17 protein-coding genes are annotated in these 22,327 nt (G+C 42.3%); 10 read left to right on the top strand and 7 right to left on the bottom strand.

The annotated features are described in order from the left end of the window. The first annotated feature begins 374 nt into the window (after positions 1-374). Together RRG12_RS37980 and RRG12_RS37975 are read left to right on the top strand one after the other, a co-directional pair. Positions 375-1,433, top strand: coding sequence for a DMT family transporter (locus RRG12_RS37980; protein ID WP_069071004.1), 1,059 nt, complete (start codon positions 375-377; stop codon positions 1,431-1,433). Positions 1,434-1,751: 318 nt separating this feature from the next. Next, entirely contained in the window at positions 1,752-2,408 is a 657-nt protein-coding gene (locus RRG12_RS37975) for an HAD family hydrolase (protein WP_420762766.1), read from the top strand. Between the two features lie 217 nt (positions 2,409-2,625). Here RRG12_RS37975 and hisC read toward each other — a convergent pair whose 3' ends face one another. Continuing rightward, positions 2,626-3,687: a histidinol-phosphate transaminase gene (hisC, locus tag RRG12_RS37970; protein ID WP_420762765.1), complete on the bottom strand. Its 1,062-nt coding sequence runs from the start codon at positions 3,685-3,687 to the stop codon at positions 2,626-2,628. Positions 3,688-4,358: 671 nt separating this feature from the next. Between hisC and RRG12_RS37965 the strand changes: the two genes are divergently transcribed. Next, entirely contained in the window at positions 4,359-5,156 is a 798-nt protein-coding gene (locus RRG12_RS37965) for a sulfite exporter TauE/SafE family protein (protein WP_420762764.1), read from the top strand. A 6-nt stretch (positions 5,157-5,162) separates the two neighbouring features. Here RRG12_RS37965 and RRG12_RS37960 read toward each other — a convergent pair whose 3' ends face one another. Both RRG12_RS37960 and RRG12_RS37955 read right to left on the bottom strand, forming a co-directional pair. Next, the gene (locus RRG12_RS37960; RefSeq protein WP_420762763.1) at positions 5,163-6,200 is read right to left on the bottom strand and encodes a hypothetical protein; all 1,038 of its coding nucleotides are present in this window, start codon (positions 6,198-6,200) and stop codon (positions 5,163-5,165) included. A gap of 192 nt (positions 6,201-6,392) precedes the next feature. Next, positions 6,393-7,055 carry a cadmium resistance transporter gene (locus tag RRG12_RS37955; RefSeq protein ID WP_420762762.1) on the bottom strand — a complete coding sequence of 221 codons (663 nt, stop codon included), beginning with the start codon at positions 7,053-7,055 and terminating at the stop codon, positions 6,393-6,395. Positions 7,056-7,252: 197 nt separating this feature from the next. Here RRG12_RS37955 and RRG12_RS37950 point away from each other — a divergent pair, with 197 nt between their 5' ends. Beyond that, positions 7,253-7,963, top strand: coding sequence for a cadmium resistance transporter (locus RRG12_RS37950; protein WP_420762761.1), 711 nt, complete (start codon positions 7,253-7,255; stop codon positions 7,961-7,963). Between the two features lie 190 nt (positions 7,964-8,153). Here RRG12_RS37950 and cysK read toward each other — a convergent pair whose 3' ends face one another. Together cysK and RRG12_RS37940 are read right to left on the bottom strand one after the other, a co-directional pair. Continuing rightward, on the bottom strand, positions 8,154-9,116 hold the full coding sequence (cysK, locus tag RRG12_RS37945) for a cysteine synthase A (RefSeq protein WP_420762760.1): 963 nt from the start codon (positions 9,114-9,116) through the stop codon (positions 8,154-8,156). A gap of 18 nt (positions 9,117-9,134) precedes the next feature. Then, complete coding sequence (locus RRG12_RS37940) at positions 9,135-9,605, bottom strand: RrF2 family transcriptional regulator (protein WP_420762759.1); 471 nt, start codon at positions 9,603-9,605, stop codon at positions 9,135-9,137. A gap of 225 nt (positions 9,606-9,830) precedes the next feature. Between RRG12_RS37940 and cysE the strand changes: the two genes are divergently transcribed. From cysE to RRG12_RS37915, 5 genes are all read left to right on the top strand, one after another. Further along, on the top strand, positions 9,831-10,544 hold the full coding sequence (gene cysE, locus RRG12_RS37935) for a serine O-acetyltransferase (RefSeq protein ID WP_420762758.1): 714 nt from the start codon (positions 9,831-9,833) through the stop codon (positions 10,542-10,544). A 184-nt stretch (positions 10,545-10,728) separates the two neighbouring features. Then, positions 10,729-14,682, top strand: a complete 3,954-nt coding sequence (locus RRG12_RS37930; RefSeq protein ID WP_420762757.1) for a PAS domain S-box protein — start codon at positions 10,729-10,731, stop codon at positions 14,680-14,682. A 2-nt stretch (positions 14,683-14,684) separates the two neighbouring features. Further along, entirely contained in the window at positions 14,685-16,334 is a 1,650-nt protein-coding gene (locus RRG12_RS37925; RefSeq protein WP_420762756.1) for a response regulator, read from the top strand. 112 nt (positions 16,335-16,446) lie between these two features. After that, on the top strand, positions 16,447-16,806 hold the full coding sequence (locus tag RRG12_RS37920; RefSeq protein WP_420762767.1) for a VOC family protein: 360 nt from the start codon (positions 16,447-16,449) through the stop codon (positions 16,804-16,806). Between the two features lie 107 nt (positions 16,807-16,913). Next, positions 16,914-18,221 carry a recombinase family protein gene (locus tag RRG12_RS37915; RefSeq protein ID WP_420762755.1) on the top strand — a complete coding sequence of 436 codons (1,308 nt, stop codon included), beginning with the start codon at positions 16,914-16,916 and terminating at the stop codon, positions 18,219-18,221. A gap of 151 nt (positions 18,222-18,372) precedes the next feature. On the opposite strand, the gene RRG12_RS37910 is transcribed toward RRG12_RS37915, so the two are convergent. Continuing rightward, the gene (locus tag RRG12_RS37910) at positions 18,373-19,341 is read right to left on the bottom strand and encodes an arsenic resistance protein (RefSeq protein ID WP_420762754.1); all 969 of its coding nucleotides are present in this window, start codon (positions 19,339-19,341) and stop codon (positions 18,373-18,375) included. 673 nt (positions 19,342-20,014) lie between these two features. Here RRG12_RS37910 and RRG12_RS37905 point away from each other — a divergent pair. Beyond that, the gene (locus RRG12_RS37905; protein WP_420762753.1) at positions 20,015-21,634 is read left to right on the top strand and encodes an ArnT family glycosyltransferase; all 1,620 of its coding nucleotides are present in this window, start codon (positions 20,015-20,017) and stop codon (positions 21,632-21,634) included. Positions 21,635-21,787: 153 nt separating this feature from the next. On the opposite strand, the gene RRG12_RS37900 is transcribed toward RRG12_RS37905, so the two are convergent. After that, on the bottom strand, positions 21,788-22,327 hold a 540-nt coding region (locus RRG12_RS37900; protein WP_420762752.1), incomplete at its 5' end, for an RNA-guided endonuclease InsQ/TnpB family protein.

Raw genomic sequence — 22,327 nt, 5'->3', positions numbered from 1 at the left:
ATGTTTTGACCTAAACTGCCTGTTTCAGGCAGTTTAGGTCAAAAACAGGCGACACATTTTTTGTCATAAGAAGTCTTACGGGCTAAAGGGTACAGAGTCAACAGCCTAGGCAGAGCCTCTAATCAGGCATTCCTATGCAGAGCATAGAAACGAGAAAAACGAGAGAATAATGCGAAATTGATCTTTTTTTGACTTGTGTGTACACCGTAGCCCCGCAAGCGGGGAGGGGTTGGGGTGTTAGAAACTTTCGCAAGAGGTCTATGGTAGCTCAAAGTCACAGCATAATTTAAGTATTTTCTCAACAAAACCTCATTCTGAAGTGAATGAGGACAACTTAATATAATGAGCAATGCTTTCATTGCAGTAGTGTTATTGTGACCAGACCTAGAAAACCACATCGCCTAATCCATAGAATTCCCGGACAAACATATCTTTGGCTAGCAATGCTAATTTTTGGAGCATCTAGTGCCGTTACCCGAAAGCTAACAGAAATTGGTGCTCAACATTTCATCGGCAATCGCAATCCAATTTCTTTGTGTAATGTTTTATTCGTGGGAAACCTTTGCGCCTTGATACTTTTGATCCTAATCTATGGGCGACAGTGGAACAAGGCTACTTTGAAGCAACTTTCAAGGAAGGATTGGGTCAGTCTGACAGCAGTAGCTATTTTATCGGGAGCATTGGCCCCTGGCTTAATTTTCCAAGCACTGGCACTCACAGGAGTGAACAATGTCATTTTGGTAGGACGCTTGGAACCGCCTCTAAGTCTGGCTTTATCAGTGTGGTTATTGAAGGAACGGGTAAATATTTGGGAATTTATCGGAGCGATCGCAGCCTTTATCGGCGTGATCCTAACTATTATCCTTCAGCCTCCAGGAGAAACCATGATAAATATGGGAGGTTTCGGTTTAGGCATAGGGGAACTTTTGGCAGCAGTGGGATCTGTGGTTATAGCTGTTTCTACGATTATTGGCAAAAAACACCTTTCGCAGATTCCTTTAGGAATCTATAGCATCTTTCGGACTGCACTAGGAACCGTAATCTTTTTCCTCATTGCTTTAGTCCTCTATGGCAGAGATCATTTCGCTGATGTCTTATCACCATTCTTGTGGCAGTGGATGTTTCTCTATGGTGGGTTGATTGTAGTGGTAGGCCAATCTTTTTGGATTAAAGGCTTGAAAACTTCTAATGTATCTACGGCTTCCTTAATTGGTTCATTTGGCCCAATTGTAGGCATCCTCGCAGCATATTTAATTTTGGGTGAAGCCCCTAACCTACCTCAATATATTGGCGGTAGCTTGATTTTAGTAGGCATATTCTTGAGCCAAGTTGGTACATGGCGTCAGACTTCTAAGAGAGTTGCATCTAGTAAGGTGAATTCTACTCCAGCACAGCAACAAGTAGAAAGTAGTATGGGATTCAAAGGAACTTAAAGGTTTCTAACCAAAAAGCGCAGCATTAGCGCCGTTTACTCCTCGTCTTGTAGAGAGCATCATTACAAAAAAGGCAGCTATGCTGAAGGTTAGGAGTATCAATTAAAACTAAAGTTTCACTCTTCTAAAGCCCAGTTCATAAAAAGAATGATACCGAGACGCACAGCGCGAAAGCGCGTAGCGGCACGAAGTGCGGTATAAAGCGTCCTTACTTCAATCCCACGTTTTTAAACGTGGGTTCCTCCTGCCTCCTGCCTTGTCTACGACACGCTGCGCGAACGACCTCCTGCCTCCTGAAGAATTACATTGAGATACAATATGCCTTCCTCCGCTGTCCTTTTTGATCTTGACGGGACTTTGACAGATCCTAAGCCTGGAATCACTGGTTGCATTCAGTATGCGCTCTCTGAACTCGGTTACAAATCACCGAATGCTGATGAATTGCATTGGTGTATTGGCCCCCCATTGAAAGACAGCTTTTCGCAATTACTCAACACCTTAGATGGCACTTTAATTGAACAGGCTATTCTACTGTATCGTCATCGCTTTGCCACCATTGGATTATTTGAAAACTCCCTTTATCCCCAAATTCCAGAAATTCTAAAAGCCATTCGTTTTGCTGGTTATAAAACTTTTGTTGCGACTTCCAAACCATACATTTATGCTACGCAGATTATTGAATATTTTGACTTATCATTGCTTTTTGATAGCGTTTATGGTAGTGAACTTGACGGAACCCGGAGCATCAAAGGCGACTTGATTCATCACATCTTAGTGATGGAAAATCTTTCATCTTCTAGTGTGGTGATGGTAGGCGATCGCTCACATGACATCATTGGAGCCAAGCGCCATGACATCGCTTCTATTGGCGTCACCTATGGCTATGGAACTGAAGAGGAATTAAAAACTCATGGTGCTGACTTCATTGCCCATTCTCCAAGTGATATTCTCAGACTTTTAGGGAATTGGGAATAGGGGACTGGGGACTGGGGATAGGGGATTGGGCAAGAAAATATGAGTAAGATTTGGTTGTGGTCTGATCCCCATCTAAATCTTTCCAGTCCCCAATCCCTAATCGCCAATCCCTAGTACAACACGGCGGAAATAAACCAATCATTCCAAATCAACGAAACCCTTATGCTGTCTTCATTTTTAATTTTTAATTTTTAATTTTTAATTCCGCCTTGCGGTACTAGTCCCCAATCTCTAACAAACAAATTAGTGCCTCTACTAAAGCCTGATTTTGCTCATCAGTACCAACAGTAATGCGTAATTTATCATCTAGTCCAGGTTGCTTGAAGTAGCGGATTAAAATTCCCCGTTCCTTCAGTTTTTGATAAAGATATTCTGCGTTTCCCTCTGTTGGCTGTGCCAGTAAAAAGTTAGTTTGGGAATCCCAAATATGAAAACCTAATTGTTTCAAGTCTTTTGCCAACTTAATCCGTGATGCCTTAATCTTTGCTATACAAGCATTTTTATAAGTTTGGTCGGTAATAGCAGCCGTGCCAATTGCACAAGCGATCGCATCAATGTTATAGCTATCCTTCACCTTAAACAATCCCTGCAATAGTTTGGGATTTGCCACTCCAAACCCCAATCGCAATCCTGCTAACGAGTACCCCTTAGATAATGTCCGAATCACGATGACGTTTTCGTATTCCTTCACCAAAGCCAATGCATTCTCTTCGGTAAAATCTATATATGCTTCATCAATCACTAAAACTCCAGATAACTGGCTGGCTAATTTTCGCAAGTCATCTGTTGCCACTACATGTCCTGATGGACTATTGGGTGATGCAATAAATGTCACAGCCCCATTGGCAGCCACTAGTTCTTCCAAAGGTAAGCTGTAGTCTTCGCTGTAGGAAATCTCAAGAATTTCCGCCGCTTGCATTTCTGTCAAGGTGCGATATAGCACGTAAGTTGGCATCGGGTAAACAACTTTCTTCCCAGGTTCTGCACAGGCTCGAATGATTACACTCAACAATTCGTCACTGCCATTTCCGACAATGATCCAATCACTAGGAACTCCTAAAACTTTACTTGCAGCTTGTCGAAACTCCCCACCGAAAGGTTCTGGATACCGCCGCAACCACTCACCATCGATATTTCGTAACACAGCTAATGCCGCTGGGGATGGAGGATAGGGGTTCTCGTTGCTGTTAAGTTTTATGATCTGTGTGCCGCGTTGAGGCTGTTCACCAGGAACATAGCTAGCCATTGCGTCAACATTAGAGCGAAAGTAATTGGTCATATGACATTAGATATAAATTTCGGTAAATCGCCAAGCTTTGCTCAAGAGCGATCGCAAGCATAGGTAAATATCGTACTCATTTAGGTATTTTTTTAGCAACCAATTCCACAATTCCAAACTGTTGCGGAGTCTTATCCAGATAAGTGAGGGATATACAACGCGAATACGCTAGACGTTTAATCATGCTTACGAGTAAAATACGGTAAGTGTATCGCCTTACCGGCTTTTACATGTAAAATCGCAGAAAAACCCGTTAGAAGTTGATTTTAGCAGAGCAACTGACCCATAAGCAGTTATCAAAGTCTGTTTCAGCTAAATGTTAAGTTGTCATGCTTACAAAAACTTCCACACAGGTTTTAAGTTGTCCAGAAATCCTCTGCCCTAACTTTTAGCTGGATAACCTTTGTGTCACTCATCCCTTGAGAAACACAATAATTTGCCATCACTAGCTCTGTTTACCACTGGGCTATAGTTTGGCTGACTTGATGCTCTTTAGTAGTGAAGCTTTAGCTGACTTTCAGTTATAGCTGCTCGTAGTTAAGTCGGTGAACAGTTATCAAAGCTTCATTGGGGGATTTAAACCTTAACCGAAACCGCTCACTTATAGAAGCGGAAGGAAAGCTCAACAGGATTCTGATAACTGATAACTAATTGTTGAAACCCCAAAGAGTATGCACTATTTATTACTACCATTCTTAAGCTTTTTTGTTGGCATCATCGTTGGTTTAACAGGAATTGGCGGAGCCTCTCTCATCACCCCAATGTTGATTTTTGTCTTTCAGGTTCCGCCTTCCATTGCTGTGAGTTCTGATGTTGTGGCTGCCACATTGATGAAGATTGTTGGTAGCGTCAAGCATTGGGAACAGAAAACCCTTGACACAGAAGTTGTCAAATGGTTGGCATTTGGGAGTGTTCCAGGTTCACTGTTCGGGGTGGGAATTTTGCACTTCATTAAACGTACAGGTGAGTATAACCTGGATAACATCTTGCTCCGTTTGCTTGGCGGGATGATTTTGCTAGTCACAGTGTCGGCACTAGTACAATTGTTGTTATTGACTTTTTTCCCAAAATTTAATTTACCCGAACTGCCAAAGTTAGATTTAGAAACTAACTTTGGTCGTTTCCTAACAATCACCTTGGGAGCAATTTTAGGCTGTTTCGTCGGTCTAACTAGCGTCTCATCAGGTTCAATGTTTGCCCTAGTGCTGATTGGGTTTTTCCGCCTTGATGCCCGGAAATTAGTGGGTACAGATATTTCGCACGCAGCGATTTTACTGCTGTTTACAGCCCTTGGTCATCTCAGCTTAGGAACAGTTGATTGGAGTTTGGTACTACCTATATGGTTAGGCTCTGTGCCAGGGGTGTTACTAGGTGCTAAAATTTGCCAGATAGCCCCACAACGCCCACTACGGTTTATCATTTACGCTATTTTGATGATGGTGAGTTGGAAATTAGTTCATCAAGTTTGACAATCCTCACTCTCCAAAAAAGACAGCACCCAGATTAGGTGCGGCTAAATCTATCCCTCCGTTCGTTCCAGTATTCGTAGGAAAACAAGAATTAGCAACATTCAGCAGTGTTTTTGGAGTGCAAGTGACATCAGGGGCAAACAGTGAATAGCCATATACCTTTTTTCCTGGTGACACGAGTTCGTCGGTACGAATCAGAATACCTCCTAAAATTTGGTTCGGTGGAATAGTGAGTGCAGGGTTTATGGGAATTCCACGATTATTTTTGGCAGCATTATTCAGGAAATAATATTGTGGTATCGGGTCTTGTAATGGTGTTTTACCCCAACTGGAAGCTGCTATCACGTAAATGGGGCCGTAGGAAGTGGGATTTTTGTGTTTATCTACACCTGTAATCGCCGCAATACCGAAACCATCGTGTCCAGTAGGTAATCCACGCTCGAAGACGGTAAAGCGAATTTTATTACTTGCCTTGACAGGTCTAACAAGTACAAAGTCAAGCCGCTCGATACTAGCGTTACCGTTGTAAGGTGTGCCGCCTAAATTTGCACCTATGTTAGTAAAAACGTTATCTGGGCCTGCCAAGATATTGTTGATACTAAACAGCGTTTTCTCTGGAAGTGGGCCTAAACTGAGAAAGTTAAAGGTCTTAGAGGAGGAGTCGAAACTGCCTCTGTAGTAAGCTAGCTTTCTCTCATCTCTAGCGGGGTTACGGCGAATCTGCACAAAAGCAGGGATGGATCTAAATGTTGTGCTGCCTCCTGTGGTTGTCAATCCTGTAATTGATTCAATTTGCCCCCCGAAATTGAGAGTAAAAGTATTGCCTGCAAATTCGCTGTCACCTGCAACCTTGGTAATAGATATAGTAGGAAACGAAGCAGTATCAGTAGTAATTGAAGTGATATCTTGTCCGATGATCTGCGCTTGTGCTGAGGAAAAGCACAAAAACGGGGCGATCATTGAAATCAGACAAAAAACAGGTTGAATGCTTGGGCGAAAACGGATAGGATTGCACCCAATTGCAGGTATAAGGGAGTATTGCATTACACAGCTTTCAATAAGTCAAATCATTATATTGATGATCAACCTCGTCTAGGTTAAGAATTGGTAAACAAAAAGTTTTCTCCAAAGAGCGAATACCAACAATTTTGTGTGTATTTCTATGACAAACTTTAGATTTTAGATTGGAGTTTTCATCGTTCAATCCCAAATCCAGCATTCAAGATCCAACGGTGATTAACTTTTCACCCAAGGTAGTAGAGTAAATGTGCCTCGTTCATACATAATGAACAGACCCAAACCAATTAACACAAAAGGTACGACAGCTTTACCGTAGCGACTTAAAACATAAGCAATGGTAGGTTGACGGCTTAAAAAATAAGCGATCGCACACCAAACCCCTACCATGATAAAAAATATACCTAAAATTACTCCCAAACTGGCAAGATCCTGACCAGCGAATAAAGGGATATATATACTGATATTGTCACCACCATTTGCGATCGTTACTGCTGCCACTTTATAGGTTTGGGGATGTAAAACGCTCAAAATAAAAGACAATACTGGGTTAGTGGGTGTGGACTGTCTAAAATCACTGCTGACTGTCTGAACTGATATAGTTTCTTCTTTTCTAGATACTAATTGTTGAATCCCAATTCCTACTGGTAGCAGTCCTAGTAATCCTATCCATTCTCGCTGTACAACCAAACCACCAAAAAATCCTGGTAAGCTAGCGATGATAATGGCTGCAAAACCTACATATTGACCTAGCAAGATATGCCGTCGCCGAAAATTAACATCTACTTGTGAAAAAAAGATTAACAAGATAATGATGTCATCTATGTTAGTGGCGATGAAGGCAATTATCCCTTCACTGAAGGCTGTCCCTAGCTTACTCATCCTGGATTTTTAGAACCTATGATTTATCACCATACCAAATACACTAATTCGTAATTCGTAATGACGCTCCTGCGTCGCTAACGCTGCGCTAACGTAATTCGTAATTATTGGGGAAATACTTACGCTTCTGGCACAACTTAGATTTAAAATTACACAGTAATTATTACTGACTCCTGAATTCTTCTTTATTTTAAAATATGAACGAGTTAGTTACTGCAATTACTACAGGGGCAATTGCGTTCATTGCCACTAACATAGATGATATTGTCATTCTATTGTTGTTTTTTTCTCAAATAAATACTAACTTTCGTCCCCGGCATATAGTTGCTGGACAGTTTTTAGGTTTTACAGTTCTGTTAATCCTTAGTCTTCCAGGTTTATTTGGTGGGTTAGTTTTATCAAAAAGCTGGATTGGATTACTTGGTTTACTCCCAATTTCCATAGGTATCAGTAGCTTAGTAAATCGGCAAGAAGATTCATCAAGAGAAGTTGTAGCTGCAACAGAAGAAGCTGAAGCATCAACAATTACTAGTTTTTTCTCTCCCCAAGCTTATAGTGTGGCAGCCGTTACAATTGCCAATGGTAGCGATAATATTAGTGTCTACGTGCCTTTATTTGCTAGCAGTAATTTAGAGAGTTTTGTGGTAATTATCGGATCATTCTTTATCTTGTTAGGAATCTGGTGCTATACGGCATACAAATTAACTAACAATAGAGTAATAGCTGATATATTGACTCACTACGTTAATAATCTTGTGCCTTTTGTTCTTATAGGATTAGGGGCTTTTATCGTATTAAAAAGTGGAGCTTTAAGCTTAATAAAGCTAGCTGCTAGTTGTGTCTGTTTAATGATTTTGGTGAAAAATAATCAAAGTACCGATGAAATTGGTGAAAATTCTAGTAGATAATTAAGCCAATTTTAGATTTAGATTTCAGTAAGTAGATAGAATTAAACATAAAATAAAATGCTAGTTCGTAGTGAGCGATTAATCGCTCAAAACAATGATTATCAGGACTAAAGTCCTTACTACAAACTTTAATTTATTTACGCCTAGCTACTTAGATCAAAAATCTAAAATCTAAAATTGGTATAGGGAATCAAACTTTACTCAACCACTCATTCTCTTCTGGGTCTTTGAATAGTGAGGTACTGAGGTAGCGTTCGCCGAAGCTAGGCTGGATCATCACGATTAGGCGACCTGCATTTTCTGGCCGTTGTGCTACTTGAATAGCGGCGTATAAAGCAGCACCAGTAGAAATCCCCGATAGTAATCCTTCTTCTTTTGCTAGACGACGGCTGTAAGCGATCGCTTGCTCATCTGCTACCTGAATCACTTCATCTACCAGTTCTGAACGGTAAATTGCTGGGACAAATCCCGCACCGATACCCTGGATTTTGTGAGGCCCTGATTTACCACCTGTTAATACCGGACTTTTGGTTGGTTCAACTGCGATCGCTTGAAAACTCGGCTTCCGTTTTTTAATAACTTCTGAAACTCCTGTAATCGTCCCACCAGTACCCACTCCCGCCACCAGAATATCTACCTCTCCATCGGTATCATCCCAGATTTCTTCGGCTGTGGTTTCGGCGTGAACTTTCGGGTTGGCGGGGTTGCGGAACTGCTGCAACATATAAGCATTGGGCGTTTTAGCTACAATCTCCTCTGCATGAGCGATCGCTCCTCGCATCCCTTCTACCCCTGGCGTTAACTCTAATTGAGCGCCATAAGCTTTGAGCATTGATCGTCTTTCGTGGCTCATTGTGTCAGGCATCGTTAGAATAAGATGGTATCCCTTGGCGGCCGCCACCATCGCCAGCGCAATTCCTGTATTTCCAGAAGTCGGCTCTACTAAAACAGTTTTTCCAGGGTGAATCAAGCCTGCTTCTTCTGCCGCTTCCACCATACTCGCGCCAATCCGGTCTTTCACAGATGATGCTGGATTCATGCTTTCTAGCTTCACCACAATCCGAGCAACCGCTCCTGAAGCTTGGGGAATTTTATTTAATTGAACTAAAGGAGTTCGGCCGATTAACTCTGTGATATCTTTCGCTATCCGCATGTGGGTACTCCGTCGTGTCTAAATATAATACATCGGGCTTTGCTGGGCGCGAGTTTCTCTTTCCTCGCACAAGTCTTGGAGTGTATAACGACCCAAAACTTCAATTGAGGCAGCGTTAGCTTGCTCCCAAACTTCATAAATCAGAGTCTTTTCCAGAGTCGTAGAGTCAGAAGTATCTTTCTCTTTCCGCTCACCTTCAACCAAAGTGACAATTTCCAGCAGTGTAATCTGCCAAGGTTCACGAACTAAAACGAAACCTCCTTTAGAGCCGCGTTGACTCTGCACCACACCAGCACGCCGGAGGTTGGTCAAAATTTGTTCCAAATAGCGTTCAGGTATGGGTTGCTTGGCAGTGATCTCGCTCATGGTTAGAGGAAGTTTTTTTCCGTGGTGGCTTGCCAGTTCTAATAGTGCCAGCAGCGCATATTCCACTTTGGAAGACAGATCCAAGAGAGCGTAGTTTTGGCTATTCAAGACTGTACTCAACATACTACGGTGAATTGAGAGACTTATCGCAGTTTATGCGAAATTAATTTTTTCCAAGTGTGGAATGTGATAGCATCCCACTTACTACCCACAAAAACACTATATTCTATCGACTTACCGTAGATTGTTATTTTACACAATTCCCATAAATAATTTGATCTTTTTGTGGGAATTATCCTGAGTTTCTGTTTTCAGAGCCTCACCTACCAACAAAAATCTCAACAGAGTATGCTATTAACCGATTTGCGAACCATTTTTGAGCGTGATCCAGCAGCACGTAACTGGCTAGAAGTATTGTTCTGTTACCCTGGACTCCAAGCCCTAATATGCCATCGATTGGCACACTGGCTGTACAAAATTGGAATTCCGTTTATACCAAGGTTTATTTCTCATATTAGTCGGTTTTTAACCGGGATTGAAATCCATCCAGGGGCATTAATTGGCCAGGGAGTGTTTATTGATCACGGGATGGGAGTTGTGATTGGTGAGACTGCGATCGTGGGCGACTATGCACTGATTTATCAAGGTGTCACCCTTGGCGGGACTGGGAAAGAAAGCGGTAAACGCCATCCAACTTTAGGCTCTCATGTAGTTGTGGGAGCGGGTGCAAAGGTATTGGGAAATATTCAAATTGGCGATCGCGTCCGGATTGGAGCCGGTTCTGTGGTGCTACGAGATGTCCCCAGCAATACTACTGTAGTTGGGATTCCAGGACGCGTGACTCGTCAGAACAACCTGTCTAGTAATGCTCTGGATCATGATAAAGTCCGCGACGTAGAAGCTGAAGTAATCGGTGCTTTATTTGAACGCGTCAAGTCTCTAGAGAAACAGTTCGAGCAGTTGGAACAATCAAGTTTGTCCTCAACTGAGCTTTACAACAAGCCTAAAAGCAAAAATTCTGATGGGATGATTGAAGATTTTCTTGATGGTGCGGGGATTTAATTTATCCTTTTCTGTCACTTTCCGGAATAAGCAAGTAGTTCAGGAGCTAAATCATCCAGAAGCATAACAGGGTTTAAATTGATTTATTGCTGCAATTAAATGATTGAATCCCAGTAACAAATGTGAATTAGGGAAAAGACTTAACCAGGGATAAATTTAGGTTAACAGCTATCAATTACAGCTAATGCAGCAGCTAAAACAGCTACAGGAACAACAAAAGTTAATTGGGGCGATCGCTCTTGATATCCACAAATCCTTGAAGCTTCAAGATATCCTCGCCAGGAGTGTTCAAGAAGTCCGCCAGTTACTCAAGTCTGATCGCGTGCTGGTGTATCAATTTACTCATAAGATGCGGGGTAAGGTCGTAGCAGAGTCGGTTTTACCCCAATGGATACCAACTTTGGGACTGGAAATTGAAGATACCTGTTTTCAGCAAAGCCAAGAGGAAGAATACCGCCAAGGAAAAATCTGGGCAGCGACGAATATCTACGAAGCGGGTTTAAGTGATTGCTGTATTCAACTTTTGGAACAGTTTCAGGTGAAGGCGAATTTAGTTATCCCTATTCTGTTAGAGAACCAGAAGACTCCCGCAGTTGAACTCTGGGGACTATTTATTGTGCATCAATGTTCTGCACCCCGACAATGGCAGACATTTGAGGTGGAATTTTTCAACCAACTGAGGGTGCAACTAGCGATCGCTATTCAACAAGCCCAACTCTACCACAACCTCCAAACACTCAATGCCGAGTTAGAAGCCAAAGTACAGGAACGCACTGCCAAATTGCAGGAAAGCGATCGCCGTTTTTACGCTATCTTCAATAACACCTTCCAATTTACAGGACTGCTAACGCCAGATGGCATTTTACTGGAGGCTAACCAGACTGCACTCAGTTTTGGCGGAATTAAGCTTGAAGATGTGATCAATCGTCCTTTTTGGGAAGCACACTGGTGGACAATTTCACCCCAAACTCAAGAAGAATTAAAACAAGCGATCGCCCGTGCATCTCAAGGGGAGTTTGTCCGCTATGAAGTTGATGTTCTCGGTGCAAATAACCGAGTCGCAACAATCGATTTTTCACTACGTCCGCTACAAAATGAGACGGGTCAAGTTATTTTGTTGATTCCAGAAGGGCGAGATATCACTGAACGCAAAGCAACCGAATTAGCCTTGCATGAGCGTGAAGTGATGTTGTACTTGATTGGAGATAATCTACCCAATGGAGCAGTTTATCGGGTGATCCGCGAATTGGATGGTAGCGATCGCTTTTCCTACTTGAGTGGGGGAATTGAAAGACTAACAGAAGTTAAGACCGAAGATGTACTCAGAGATTCATCTCTGCTTTATCGCCAATTTATCCCAGAGGACATCCCCCGCCTACAGACAGCCCTTGAAGAATCCCGCCTGAATCTATCTGTGTTAGATATTCAGCTGCGAATCCGAACGCCTAGTGGTCAACTCAAATGGTTGCATTTTCGCTCTACGCCACGTCAGATAAAGGATGGGCGTATAGCTTGGGATGGACTGGTGGTAGATGTCACCGATCTCAAGCGCACTGAAGAAACACTACGCAAAAGTCAAGCTTTGCTAGAAGAATCCCAGCGAGTTGCTTGCCTTGGCAATTGGGAATTTGAACTTGGTAGTGGCAAAATTACCTGGTCAAAGGGGCTTTTCGACCTCTTCAATCGAGAACCCGCACTTCTTGAGCCGAACTATGAAGAAAATCTGCAATTGTATCACCCTGAAGATCGGGAGAAATTGCACCAAGCTGTTGAGCGAGCGATCGCCACTGGTGAGTCCTACAAAGAAATTCTCCGTGTACCCCAGATAGATGGTTCTAATCGCTATTTCGAGGGTATTGGACATACAGAATTCAACGCCGATGGACAGGTGATTCGCCTTTATGGTACTGCCCAAGATGTTACCGAACGGGAAGTTGCACTAAGCGATCGCCAAAAAGCTGAAGCAGCCTTAGCCAAAAATGAAGAACAATTGAGGCTAACCTTGGAATTTAACCACATCGGTCTTTGGGATTGGAATGTTCAAACAAGAGAAGTCCTCTGGAACGACAACCATTTTCGCTTGCTAGGGTTGGAGCCAGAAACATTAACTGCGAAGTACCAGCTATGGCGTAATTCCATTCATCCAGAGGATGTTGACCGAGTTGAGCAGACTTTACTCAACGCCCTAGCACAACATACTAATTATGAAGCTGAATATCGGGTAATTTACCCCGATAGCAGTGTTCACTGGCTCACTGGGAAAGGGCGCGGCGTCTACAACGAAGCAGGCGAAGCTGTAAGGATGCTGGGTGTGATCATTGATATTACTGATCGCAAACAAGCCGAAGCAGCGTTAAGAGAAAGTGAAGCCAGATTCCAGGCATTTATGAACAACAGCCCGGTACTAGCTTGGATAACTGATACAGATGGGCGTGTACTTTACTTAAATCAAACATACCTGCGGACATTTAAATTACTACCCGAACAGGTGATTGGGCAATCCATTTCTGACCTCTACCCAGATGAAATTGCTCGGCAGCATTTTGATCACATTCGGACAGTCACACAGACAAATCAGGTACTTGAGGCGATCGAAGTTGCTCCTCGACCAGACGGTAGCCTTGGTGAATTTTTGGTATATAAGTTCCCGATTCTGGGATTTTCCGCACAAAAGTTAGTCGGTAGGGTGGCGATCGACATCACAGAACGTAAGATATTGGAACGAGAACTGGCTCACAAGCAAAAGTTATTGGATGCCTTTATCAATAGCGCACCCGTTGGTATAACCATTCTTGATCGAGAACTGCGTTTCTCATTTATTAATGAAGCATTAGCAGAAATTAATGGCATTCCCACAGCAGCACATATTGGCAAAACACTGCGGGAGATTATCCCCGATTTAACACCAAAGCTGGAGCAGGTATTGCAACATGTTTTGACAACAGGTGAACCGATTTTGGATGTGGAGATCACTGGAGAAACTCCAAAACTCCCCGGTGTGATTCGGACTTGGCTAGCTTCCTACTTTCCGATTCAGTCTGAAGTCGATGAACCCATTAGTATAGGCATTGTTGTAGTTGAAACCAGCGATGTCTACGACGAGCTTCGCTTACGCAAACGTGCTGAACAGATGTTAGAACTGCAAGCAGTAATCACCCGCAACATGGCGGAGGGAATTTGCCTAGTTCGTGCTACAGATGGCGTGTTTGTCTACACCAATCCTAAATTTGAGCAGATGTTTGGCTATGAACCTGGTGAATTAATTGGTCAGCATGTGTCAATTGTCAACTACGGTGATGAACGTACTACACCTCAAGAAGTTAATCAAGCGATTAAAACTGCTGTTATTCAACACGGTGAAGCAACCTATGAAGTTCAGAATGTTAAAAAAGATGGCACTCCATTCTGGTGTAGTGCGACCACTTCCGTTTTTGGGCATCCTGAGTATGGAAGCGTCCTTGTAGCTGTCCAACAAGATATCACCGAGCAAAAACAAGCAAAGGAAAAAATCAAAGCCTCTCTGAAAGAAAAGGAGGTATTACTCAAAGAAATTCACCATCGTGTGAAGAATAATTTAGGAATTGTCAGCAGTTTGCTGCAAATGCAGTGCAGACGGACAGAAGATCCTGTGGTGAGAGCAATTTTGCGCGATAGCCAAAACCGCATTGCTTCCATTGCCCTAGTTCATGAAAAACTGTACCGCTCTGAAGACCTCGCTGATATTGATTTCGCTCAATACATTCCAGATTTAACAACTCATTTATTTGATTCCTATAACGTTAATTCCAGCCAGATTCAACTAAACATTCAAGTTGATAATGCTAGCCTCGACATCGAAACCGCGATTCCTTGTGGCTTGATTATCAATGAACTGGTTTCCAATGCTTTGAAATACGCCTTTGCTGGTAATCGTGGGGGGGAAATTGAGGTTAAGTTTTATCAAGAATCTGAGGGCATTTTGACACTCATCATCCGAGATAATGGTATTGGTTTACCTGAAAACTTCGATGGCAAGAAAGCTAAAACTCTGGGTATAACTCTTGTCCAGGGTTTAGTCAAGCAACTGAGGGGAAAGGTTGAAATTGACTCTCAACAGGGAACACAGTTCAAAATTACTTTTGCAAATAGCCGCGGATAAACATGATTAGCACCCCAGAAAATACACAGAGAAAGGAGATAGTTAGAATCCTTATTGTTGAAGATGAATATATTCTTGCTATCAACTTACAAGAAAGCTTGGAGTCTCTGGGGTATGTTGTTCTAGATATCACCGATTCCACAGAAGGGGCAATTGCAAGAGCCAGTAAATTACGCCCAAACTTGATTTTAATGGATATCAGGTTACGGGGTGAGATGGACGGCATCCAAGCAGCAGAGCAAATTTGGCATCATCTGCAAATTCCTGTTATCTACGTCACGGGTCATTCAGATAAAAACACTGTGGAGCGGGCAACGCTGACATCTCCCTTTGGATATATTATCAAGCCCATTAAAGAGCAAGAACTTTACGTTGCCATTCAAACAGCACTCAATCGCTACAATCGCGAGCAATTTTTGAGTTCTGTGCTTCGAGGAATGGGTGATGGGGTAATTGTAGTAGATACTGAATTACATATTAAGTACATCAATCAGGTAGCTGAAGCCCTGACAGGGTGGCGATGGAATGAAGCTAAGGACAAAATATTAACTGAAGTTATCAAACTCATTGACGAACAAACTCAGTTTCCAGTAGAAAATCCCATTATCGCAGCCCTCAAACAAGAAACTTTTATATATCTAGGTAGTGGCGTCCTACTAGTTGCTAAAGATGGGACAACTATACCAATAGCTGATAGTGCTACTCCCCTGAGAAATAATAGCGGTGTAATTACAGGAGCCGTATTAGTTTTTCGGGATGACACGCAACGACGGTTAACCGAAGAACGCAATCTTGCAGCGGAACGTGCCCAACAACTAGAAATTCAAGTGGCAGAACTCCAACGGCTAAACCAGTTGAAAGAGGATTTTCTGGCAACCACTTCTCATGAAATGCGAACACCCTTGTCAAACATCAAAATGGCCATCTCCGTACTAGAAAATATTCTTGACCGGCAGGGCGTTTTAAATTTAAAACCACTTTCTCCGTCTGAATCTGTAGCCCGCTACTTAACTATTCTGCGCGATCAGTGCGAACAAGAACTAGATTTAGTAGATAATTTGCTGCATATGCGAATGATTGATGCAGATGTCTACCCGTTGGAATTAACTTCAATTCAACTTCAAAACTGGCTGCCTCATGTTGCCGAATATTTTCAGGAACGCGCTCAAGCTAGGCAACAGTCGTTTAAAGTTAGTGTTTCTCCAAATTTACCACTTTTAGTTTCAGACTTGGCTAGCCTGACCGAAATTATCTCAGAGTTACTCAACAATGCTTGTCAATATACTCCGCCTGATGAAGAGATTGCAGTCGATGTTCAGGTAATTTACACCACAAAAAGTCTCAGAAATGAGGATGCTGAATCTGGTGTATTACATAATTTTCAAGTTCCCTACTTTCAAATCACAATTAGCAATTCTGGGGTGATAATCCCGAAACAAGAACAATCTCGAATATTTGAGCCGTTTTACCGAATCCCTCAAAGCGATGCCTACGGCAACCCGAAACGGGAACGCTGGCAACAAAGCGGCACAGGATTAGGTTTAACATTGGCTAAGAAGTTAGTGAAATATCTTCAAGGCACGATTGAAGTTACCAGTTCTCAGGGCTGGACAACGTTTACAGTTAAACTGCCGTTAGTTATTGGTCATTAGTCTTGGTCATTGGTCATTTGTCATGGTTATTCTTCTTGTCTCCCTTGCCCCTTCCCCCAAAGAGTTCAAACTACGTCAGAATTTAAATAAACGCGATCGCATCTTACCGATAATGCAGATTATTCAAAGTCTCCATACAGCGATTCTTGTGACTGACTTAGAACGCTCCGAGCAATTTTATGGCAAAGTATTGGGATTATCTAAAATAGATCGTTCCCTAAAATATGCTGGTGTATGGTATCAAGTCGGCGACTACCAACTTCACCTGATAGTTGCACCTAATGTCCCCACAGAAAACCCAAATGAAAAATGGGGGCGCAATCCCCACATTGCTTTCTCTGTTGCTGACTTAGACACCGCCAAACAAGAATTGCTCAATCATAATCATCCCATTCAAGCCAGCGCCTCCGGCCGCGCTGCTCTTTTCACTCAAGACCCTGATGGCAATATTATCGAGTTGAGTCAGCAGTGAGAGGGAGCAAGAGGGAGCAGAGGGAGCAGAGGGAGCAGGGGAAGAAAACTAATGACCAATGACCAATGACAAATGACAAATGACAAATGACAAATGACCAATGACAAATGAAAATTATTGCCTACTCTTACACAGATCCGTTATTAGAATCTTCTCCCGATCAAGCTGATTGGGGATGGGAGGTGGATCGGGTTTATGAAGATTTGGGCAAGCAAAAGTCTTCTGGACGATCGCAATTACAACAATTATTCACCGATTGCCAAACTGAACCAGCAGATTATCTCCTGATTCGTCGGTTGGAAGAATTAGGGGATACTGTAGAGGAAATTAGCGATCGCTTGAATGAACTCGAAGTGATGGGAATCGCAGTCATCGCTACTGAACAGCCCTACACTTCCGAAAATTACCCTCTGGGCGCTGACTTGCTGAATTTGCTACACGCAGTCCAACGTCAACAACGTAGTCGTCGCATCCGTCAAGGACACGCCCGTAATCGTCTTGAGGTTGCACCGCCACCGGGCAAAGTTCCCTACGGCTATCGCAGAGGTAAGGGAAAATATACTGTTGATCGCAGTACTTCACCAGTAGTCAAAGATTTTTTTGAACACTTTTTACTCTATGGTTCCCTGCGGGGTTCAGTGCGTTACTTGGCGAAAAAATACGGCAAAAAAATCTCTGTCACCACAGGAAGACGCTGGCTGACTAATCCAGTTTATCGCGGCAATACAGCTTACCAAAATGGCGAAATTATCTCCAATACCCATATTCCGATAATTTCTAAGGAAGAAGCAGCCCAAGTTGACCGACTTTTACGCCGTAACAGCCGTTTACCATCCCGAACTGCTAGTGCTAGGCGTTCTTTAGCTGGGTTGGTTGTCTGTGCTGAGTGTCAGTCACATCTGACAGTTACTCGTGTCACCCAACGCAATCAAGATAAGGAGTATCTTTATTTACGTTCTACTAGCTGTCCTCAACGCCCCAAGTGTAAGGCTATTCCCTATCAAGAGGTTTTAGAACATACAATTGAAACGGTTTGCCGTGATTTACCCTTAGCTGTAGCGGGGATGAACTTTCCCCAATTGGATGCAGTGAAGAATAGTTTAGGACAAGCGATCGCTCGTCAGCAAGAAATACTTGCTCAGTTACCCGCTTTAATCGAAACTGGAATTTTAGATGCCGAAACAGCAAAGTTAAGAGCTTACAAACTCCGCACAGAAATTTCTGAACTCGAAGCAAAACTGGCAACTCTCCCCCCAGTTAACTTGCGTTCTGTTGCTCAAGCTGTTTCTATACCACAATTTTGGTTAGATTTGTCAGAAACAGAGCGACGATTTTACTTTCGAGAATTTATCAGACAAATTGAGATTGTTTTTCAGAATAAAGAATTAAAACTACAAGTTATTTTTATTTTTTGAAGAAGAATTGCGAACAAGAAAGTGGGCATCTCCTGCGGGGAACTTTCTACATACCCGCCACTAATGATAGATCACAAAATTTTCATTTTGATAATGTTAAGCTATTCGCTTTAAAAGTCAAGCTGAATATGCAATTTTAACGCCAATTTAGCTATTTCTCCATCTGAGAATACCGCCCTTTATGACGCAGAAAGAGCAACAACTGTGAGACTAGCACCATGACCGGCAGTTCGATAAGTGGTTCAATAGCCAAAACAAGGGTAATCAAAGGACGATCAGGAAAAACAGATGTAGCGATCGCCAATGCAAGAGGTGAATTGCGGGCAAGTGTTGTACAACTGAAACAAGCAAAATCCTCGTAACTAAAGTTGCCGAATCGTGAGATTACTTGAGTCAGCAAAAAGGTAATTACATAGAAAATAAGGATGGATGGTAATATTTTTAGCAGTACATCTGGACGCTGAATTAGGGTTTGCCCCTGCGAGGCAAATACTGCTGTAATTGCCAAACACAGAAATAGCGTTTGCCCTGCTGCTATCTTCAATGGAATTTCACGCCAAAACCCGTTTACCTTTGGTATTAACCACTTAGCGATAAACGCTAAAAGCATAGGAACAACTAAAACCAGTGCAATGCTTTCGAGAAAAATCGCTACATCAATCTGCACCAATTTTCCAACAAAAACTAACAGATAGACGGGAAGGAGAACCACTTGCAAGATCATATTCCAAGGAAGTAAGGCTGTAGCCAAAGCAACATTTCCTTTGGCAATCCCTGTAAAAATGAGATACCAGTCAGTACAAGGTGTAACCATCAGCATAATTAGCCCAATCCGAAGATCGGGAGAGTTTCGTAGGAAAATAGCTCCCAATCCCCAAACAAAAATAGGTGTCCAAATAAAGTTAATTCCCAAAATCAATCCGGTCATCTTGTAGTTTTTAAATGCCTGACCAAAATGATTAATTGGAATATTTAAAAACACTCCATAGAGCATAGCCATCAAGGATGGAACAATTAGGAATGCAGAATTTTCTTCAACCCATTTAATTTGTCCTAATATCAGCCCAATTAAGATAGCAATAATAACAAATAAAGATTGGATTTTTTCAGTCAAGCTCATGTTGGGATTTCTCTATTAAGTCTTTCAATTTATTTTGTAAGAAGAATTCAGAATTCAGGAGTCAGAATACAGAATGGGCTAAATGCCCCGCTATCGCTAACAGTATGAATTCTGTACGAATAGGTGACGAATATTGGTTAAAACCATACTTCGTCCTGCTACGCGCTTTCGCCCCTTGTGGGCGAAAAAATTAAAATATTCTCACCTTAAAACTCTATCTCTTTATGGGTAGAGTATTCTGAATTCTGAATTCTGTATTCTGACTCCTGTTTTATATTTTTTATGTTTTTTAAAACAAATCTTTTAAGTGTTCAGCAGTTCATTGAATCCCTGTAGCAATTAGCTCATACTTTTCTAAAGTTAGCTAAGTTACAATTAAGCGGATAAAAATTAAACTAAGCGTCACATACAAAATAAAACACAAGTTAATTTACGGATTAGAAAACAAGTAATAAAAAAATTATTGTCTGTATTATTTTTATCTTTTTCGGCTTGAATGCTTTTTAAATAATTCCGATAAATTTAAAAAAAAATAGCGCTAATTATAAAAAGTTGAGTTAATCTTGGAAACTAGCAATTGTTAAGAACATACGTTGCTACTGGGTGGCAACATTGGAGATTCGCTCTGGTCTCTATGTAATCAAACCAGCAAGTAAAATGATTAACATAGAATATGCAAGAAGGAAGCTTTATTTGGAGTCATCTGGAAAAACAGCATCGCACGGTTGGCAAATGGATTGATTGGTTATGGCTAATAGTGTTGCTGTTGGCAGCAGTATTACTATTTAGCATCAATCTGGGAGGATTGCCACTGCGAGATTGGGATGAAGGGACTGTGGCACAGGTTGCTCGTGAAATTTGGCACGCACCAGCAGGTTCAATGCGTTGGCTTTACCCAACACTAGGAGGCGAACCGTATCATAACAAGCCGCCTTTGATGCATTTGCTAATTGCTTGGGCTTATTCTCTCTTAGGTGAAAATGAATTAACAACGCGTCTACCTGGAGCAATTTTAACTGCGACATCTGTACCTTTTCTGTATTGCATTGCTCGAGAGATATTTCGCCAGCGTTGGGCAGCGATTTATAGCGCTTTGATTTACCTAACAATGCTACCCGTGGTGCGTCATGGGCGGTTAGCAATGTTGGATGGGGTGATGGTAAGTTTTTTGATGGTGATGATGTTGTGCGTGTTGCGATCGCGCCGAGATTTACGTTATTGCCTTGGTGTTGGCATTAGTTTTGGCTTGATTTGCCTAACTCAAGGACTTCTAGGCGCATTTCTCGGCGCGATCGCTCTTGTATTTCTGTTTTGGGATACGCCACGACTACTCACCTGTTACTATCTTTGGATCGCAATCTTAATTGGCATTCTGCCTGTAGTTGGTTGGTATAGTGCCCAACTATTCCACTATGGTTACACTTTCGCTCAAGTTGGCCTTGCAAACCCATCAGTAGGCCGAATTGCTTCAGGTGTAGAGGAAAATTCTGAACCACCTTGGTACTATGTGATTGAACTTCTCAAGTACACATGGCCATGGTTATTATTCTTACCACAAACTGTCCGCTTAACCTGGGAAAATCGCAACCTTAGCTGGGCAAAACTAGTAATGGCCTGGAGTGGTGTTTACCTGCTGCTAATTTCTTTCATGATTACCAAAGTTCCCTGGTATCTATTCCCGATTTATCCTAGTTTAGCTTTAGCTTTTGGTATCCAATTATCAGATACAGAAAATTCGCCTTTAATCTCATCCTATCCCCGTGCTTGGGTTGCTGGTTTGGCAATACTTGCTGTGGCTGCTTCTGCTGGTAGCATTTATTTCAGTTGGGGTACAACACCCAAAGCAGACTTACAACTGATTTTTGCAGCAGTAGCTTTAACTATGACCTTAGCCGCTATTTTAGCAGAGCGGGGCGACGGGCAATTTCTGAAGATTTTGTTTTGGGGAAGTTATATTTCGCTGCTGCTGTTAATGAAATCTAACTACTGGGTTTGGGAATTATCTGAAGCTTATCCAGTTAAACCAGTCGCCGCTATGATTGTGCGGGCAAATCCAGCTACGAAGAAGATTTACACATCTTTTCCCCACCATCGTCCCTCGTTGGATTATTATAGCGATCGCACCATCATTCCTGCTTCTGTCGGTGAACTCCAATATTATTGGCACTACAACAGCCAACCCTACTTTCTACTTCATACATCTGCTTTCACCAATCTTCAATTAGAGTCGATGAAGCTAATTGATCAAGCTGAAGGTTGGAAGTTAGTTACTAAAGATACTAATCGATTGTAAATGTTGGATATGGGGCATTGGGCATTGGGTATGGGGCATGGGGCATGGGGCATTGGGCATTGGTTATTCATTCTTATTTCCTTGTCTCCCTTGTCTCTCTTGTCTAGATAGGCGTGACATGACTCCGACCTGAAGGTGCGGAGCTTCTAAGAATCACTTCTTAGACTTCCTAGTTACTCCCTTGCGGGTTTTCGACTTTGACCTAGACTGAGTTTCCCCAATCCCCGGCAAACCGTCTGCATAGGCATTTTGAATTCCGACGTGCCCCGCCGTACTAATCAGTTCTATTCCTCTGTTTCTAATTACTTGCCCACTGGCTACGTCACGATCTGTAATGTAATTGCAACTAAGACAATGATGCACTCTAACACTCAAGTCTTTTTTAACTTCTGCACCACACTCAGGACATTGTTGAGAAGTCCCCCTAGCATTGACTTCACCGAAGAATTTACCACGCTTCCAACAAACATACTTGGTGATGTTTCGGAACTGTCCAAACCCCACGTCAAGCATCTGTTTGCCCAGCATCCCTTTAGCCAAAGTCCGGTAATCCAAGTCTTCCATGAAGACCATATCACCAGCATCACAAAGGGCGTGAGCTTGTTTGAAGTGAAAATCTTTGCGAGTGTTGTCAATCGTGTGATGAAGTCTAGCAATCTTGATGCGTTGTTTCTCGTAATTTTTAGAGCGCTT

Source organism: Nostoc sp. CALU 546, assembly GCF_048836525.1.
This window is presented reverse-complemented; position numbering and strand designations above follow the sequence as displayed.